Here is a 5,227-nt window from a genome sequence, read left to right on the forward strand (position 1 = left end):
CGGGTAGATATCGCAGACATCCGTGATGATACGCTCGGTGTGATCGGCCGTGGCGCGCAGTATTTCGCAGGCGCGGCTGCCTGTGCCGACAATGCCCAGGCTGATCTTGCTGTTTAGGTTCTGGCCCCGGACAATGGCCGGCGCCCCCAGAACGGCGGCCATTCCCACGCCGCCGATAAGGAAATCGCGGCGGTTGATCGAATCCCTGCGGTCTGTGCCCTGCATGTCACACCTCGCGGACAATTGTACGGGGCGGCGCCGGGCCGCCCCCAGGTCAACCCTGGGCTTCCAGTTCCTCGCGGGTCACGCGGCGGCCGCCCTCCATCGAGGAGGTATAGGCCATCAGGGCCGAGATCGAGGACTTGCGGGTGCTCTCCACGTCCATGATCGGCTTGGTCCCGTTCTTGATACAGTCGTAGAAATGGGTGAACTCGCGGGCCGTGGCCAGGTCGTAGTCACCGTCCACCTTGAACTGCAGCACCTTGCCGGGATTGCTTTTCATGCTGCCGGTGGTGTCGAGGCTCTGGCCGAGCTTGACCGCGGTGAACTTGTGCTTGATCCCGAACGAGTCCAGATGGCGCACGTCCTTCTCCCAGTACAGGCGCAGTTCGCCGCCCGCGCTCTCGATGCTGCCGTGGGTGCCCAGCAGGGACCAGCCCATGCCCATGGTGCTGCTGGTGAGCGAACCGGTGCCCACGCCGATCACCCCGTCCTCCATCATCCAGGTGCCCATCACGTTGTCGTGGTGCTCGCGCCCGTCCTTGTACACCTCGATGCTGCCGTGGAACGTGGCGTCCGTGGGCATGGTGCCCAGCAGGTCCAGGACCTGGTCCATCTCGTGCGAGGTCACCTCGGTGAGAAGGCCGCCGCAGTATTCCTTATACAAGCGCCAGTTGAGCACGCGCTCCCATTTGGGTTCCACGTCGTCCCGTTTCCAGGTCTGGTTGCGGTCGAAATGGCAGTAGAACATCACCGGTTTGCCGATGGAGCCCTCGGCCACCAGGCGCTTGCTCTCGGTCATCGCCTCGTTCAGGCGGCTCTGGTAGCCCACGAGGTAGACCTTGTCCGGGTGGGCTTTGACCGCGTCGCGCATCTGGTTGAGCTGCTTGACCGTGAGGCCCTGGCTTTTCTCGCTGAACACGTGCTTGCCGGCATCCAGCGCGGCCGTGCTGATCGGCACGTGCAGGAACAACGGGGGCGACACAATCACCGCGTCCACGTCTTTCTGCTCCAGCACTTTCTCCCAGGCCTCCCAGGTGCGCACCTTGGGGTCGCCGAGCTGGTCCACGCCCTGTTTGATGTGCGGCGGGTAGACATCGCACAGGTCGGTGAACTGGGTGTCCGGCAGGTCCTTGATCGCCTGGATGATCGAGCAGCCGCGGCTGCCCGTGCCGATCATGGCCAGGCTGATCTTGCTGTTCACGTTCTGGGCGCTCAGGATAGCCGGGGCGCCAAGGGCGGCCAGTCCGACCGCGCCGGCCGCCACGACTCCGGTGCCGGCGCGCAGGAAATCGCGCCGCGTGATATTCTCTTCGGTCAGAATTTTCTTCATTTTCGGCTCCGGTTTATAATGAGGCTCAATTTGAAACATCCCCCCGCCTGCCATGCAGCCGGGGGACAACACTGTCGGGCCGTCTCAGCCCAGGTGCTTGCCGATCTGGGCGCGTAGCTCGGCGTAGGTCCGGGTGACCGGGAACTGCGGGAACTCGCGGATCACGTTCTCCGGCGGGCAGAACAGCACCCCGGCGTCCGCCTCGCTCAGCATGCCGGTGTCGTTGTACGAGTCGCCCGAGGCCACCACCTTGAACTGAAGCGAGTGCAGGGCCTTGACCGCCATGCGCTTGCCGTCCTTCTGCCGCAGGCGGTAATCGGTCACCATGCCGTTGCCGTCCACCACCAGCTTGTTGCAGAACAGGGTGGGACGGCCCAGCATTTCCATCAGCGGGTCGGCGAACTCGTAGAACGTATCCGAGAGGATGATAACCTGGCAGACCCGGCGCAGCTCGTTGATAAAGTCGAGCGCCCCCTCCAGCGGGTCGAGGCTGCGGATCACGGCCTGGATATCGGCCAGCTTGAGCTTGTGCTGGGCCAGGATATCCAGCCGCATGCGCATCAGCTTATCGTAGTCATTGATGTCCCGGGTGGTCAGGCGCAACTGCTCGATGCCGGTTTTTTCGGCCACATTGATCCAGACCTCCGGCACCAGCACGCCTTCCAGGTCGAGGCAGGTAACGAGCGACATCTGTTTTTTCTCCGTTTTTCACACTTGGCGGGTGGCATTGGGGTAAAATCAAGCTAAAAGTTCAGGCTGAAAAACAAATGAAAGATATAATGCCCTCCGCCCGGAGAGTCAAGGCCTTCCCCTTCCCCGCACCGAACGGTGCAACTCAGGGCAGGGCAAGGTTCAAGCTGCGGTTGGCTCCGAGGCTCAGAGTGTCGGAAACAGCGCCGGCGCTGACCTTGTAGGGAGAAAAGTCCGTCCTTGCGCCCGCCTGTACGAAATACTGGGGCAGCTCCAGGCTGAGCCTGCCATCCGCGCCGGTGGACTGTCGCGCGGCCTCGGTCCCGCTGCGGTCGGTGATAACCACCTCCTGCCCTGCCGCCGGGTTGCCCTGGGCGTCGGCAACAGAGATATCGAGGGTCCAGTAGACTTTCCAGGAATTCCCGCCCTCCGTGGCCTGGACTGCGAAATCCATGCCCTCGCAGCGGTTGGAGCGGAACTCCAGCCTCTCGGCCGTGTTTCCGGCATAACCGATCCGCACCGGGACCAGGCCGCTCACCGCGTTCGCCCCGGCGCGGAAAGTGTTGTCCGTGAACACGGCGTCTTTGGCGGAGCCGTAGAAAGTGGCAAACCAGACCGCGGGTACATTGGAGGTGACAGTGTTGCCCCACCAGCGGCCGCCGTTGTCCGATCCGCCCACGTAGAACGCCGCGGCCAGGGCCTTGGAGCCCGGGTCCTGATGTTCCACCGTGACATCGTTGTCGTAGACATAGACCGTGCCGCCGCCCACACTCAGGAAAACCGCGTAGGCCATGGGGATATAGGCCGCGCGCTCGGGGTAGTCGCGCCCGGTGATGAAGAAGCGGTTGTCGTGGATGCGTATCTCGGAGGCGCCCTGGCCGGCCGGGGAATTGTAGTCCGTGACCCGGATCGCGTTCACGCTGTAGTCCTCGAACCCGTACTCGCAGGTGGGCGGCGAGGCGGCCACGCGGAACACGTTGTCGTAAATCTCCACGCCGTTCGCCTTGCCGATCAGGATACCCGAGCCGACCTCCGGCTCGAAGCGGTTGTTGTACACCTTGCCCCCGTCACCGATGCCCAGACTGTAGTGGTTGGTCACCATCTGACGGTTGACGAACAGGTTGTCGTGGACCGAGGAGTTGGCGCCGGAGACGGTGAGGTTGCCCTGGCCGCCGATGAACTGGCAGTCGGCGACCTCGGAGGAGCCTGGGCCGCGGAGGCTGACCGGCTGGTCGACCTGGCGGTGGCGGTCGATGATGAAGGGCGAGTCCATCTCGAAGCGGCAGTTGCGGACAGCCGCCTGGGGCACATCCACGGCGAACGTGTTGATCCCGGAGGCCTCGAAGCGCACGTTCTCCAGCACCACGTTCACGTCCCCGGCCGTGGACTGCACGCCCCAGGAGCGCACGCCCACAGCGCCGCTGCGGATCACGCCGTTGCGGATCGTGATCGTGCCGCTTCCGCTCACCCGCGGGACCCAGGCGAGCGGGGCGCCGGCCTGGCCCGGCTGGTTGTAGTCGGTGAACGCGGCATAGTCGCCGTCCAGGATGCACTTATAGTATGACCAGGGTGAGGTGCCGTCCACTATCCCCACGCCCACATCCATGGCCGGGCGGATATCGACCTCATCGATCAGCACGCCGCCCGACTCGGCCCGCACCCGCACCCGGTAGCGCCCGGCTGGCTTTCCGTTGAACTGCGCGAACACGAACCCGCCCCCCAGTTTGGGCGAGCGGTTAAGCTCCGGGCAAGTCTGGCGCACCGTGGAGCCGAAAGTGAACTGGCTGTAAACCTGGTTCCCGAGGGAGTCCTCGACATAGAGCGAGATGACCATTTCCTGCTCCGCAACCCCGCACATGGCGTAATAGGTGCGGTTGGCCACCGGAAGATCGACCCAGCCCGAGACAACCTCCTGCTGATAGGGCAGGTAGAGGATCTTGTCCCCGATGAACGTATGGGTGGTGCGGGTGTCCTTGAGCTCCACTCCCGGCGCTTTGCTCATGTCCCAGCCGGTGAGTCCGTCCTCGAACCCGCCGTTGGGCACGTGGCCGTAGCCGGCATCCGCGTAGGTGAGCGTGTAGCCGTTGAGGTCCAGGGTGACATCCTTGGCCAGGAACAGCGTGGAGACCGGGCTGGAGATGTCGCGGGTGAGCATGTAGAGCCCGCCCTCCACGGCGCAGACCCCGGCCGAATCCACAGCCAGGGCGCCCTCGGGAAGGGCCTGGTGCTCCCCGGTGTCCGGGCCGGACTGGGTGCTGTTGTCGCGCGCCTGACGGACCAACGCGACCGCGTCCGCCAGCGAGTAACGCCCATCACCGTTGAAATCCAGGCTGTTGTCCGCGGGGTTGGCCGCGCCCCGCACGAGAAGGGTCAGGGCATCCAGCACCCCCAGACGACCGTCGCCGTTGAAGTCCCCCCGTAATCCCAGGGCGAACAGGGAAAAGGCGGCCAGCGGCACGCACACACAACTCAACAGGCAAATTCTTTGTATCCTCATCTGTCCCATCTCCCTATATCAAAGACTGAACCGCGCTCGGCATGCCGGGCAAAAGAAGGGTGTAATCGGAACGGAGTGCTTGCCCCCCGGAAAAGACCGGCCCCCGATAAAGGGAACTGACGGATATAACACGGACAGGACCGGACACCCCTGCCTCCGGAACAAGTCAGGGGTGACGGTTCAATCAATACAACAAGCATGCCATTATGGGTTGATCCGGTAATTTCTTGATTAAAAAGGTTATCAGGATTGACAGGACTGTCTGCACAAGGTTGACTGGTAGATTTTCATCCAGCGGATAATAATCATCCGGATGTTTTTCATCCAGAACCTCAAGTCTCCCGCCGACCAGCATTGTCCGGTTAGGAACTTGCAGTTTGAAGCTGACCGTCTCATTTCTGCTTTGGTTTCGGCCAAAGCAGCAAAGCCAGCGGGGGCCGCAAACTCGTCCAAACCGAGACTCTGCGTCAATCTTAAGTGTTTACGGA

General features: G+C 63.1%; 5 protein-coding genes. All 5 read right to left on the reverse strand.

The window, feature by feature from the left end:
• Positions 1–225: hypothetical protein (locus LLH00_19620; GenBank protein MCE5273493.1), on the reverse strand; the 225-nt coding region annotated here is incomplete at its 3' end.
• Between the two features lie 49 nt (positions 226–274).
• The gene (locus tag LLH00_19625) at positions 275–1,552 is read right to left on the reverse strand and encodes a Gfo/Idh/MocA family oxidoreductase (GenBank protein ID MCE5273494.1); all 1,278 of its coding nucleotides are present in this window, start codon (positions 1,550–1,552) and stop codon (positions 275–277) included.
• A gap of 84 nt (positions 1,553–1,636) precedes the next feature.
• Complete coding sequence (thrH, locus tag LLH00_19630; protein MCE5273495.1) at positions 1,637–2,242, reverse strand: bifunctional phosphoserine phosphatase/homoserine phosphotransferase ThrH; 606 nt, start codon at positions 2,240–2,242, stop codon at positions 1,637–1,639.
• A gap of 145 nt (positions 2,243–2,387) precedes the next feature.
• Entirely contained in the window at positions 2,388–4,739 is a 2,352-nt protein-coding gene (locus LLH00_19635; protein MCE5273496.1) for a hypothetical protein, read from the reverse strand.
• Positions 4,740–4,982: 243 nt separating this feature from the next.
• Positions 4,983–5,227, reverse strand: a 245-nt coding sequence (locus LLH00_19640; protein MCE5273497.1) for a hypothetical protein, incomplete at its 5' end; no start/stop codon positions are given.

It is taken from the genome of bacterium (assembly GCA_021372515.1).
Classification (GTDB): Bacteria; Gemmatimonadota; Glassbacteria; order GWA2-58-10; family GWA2-58-10; genus JAJFUG01.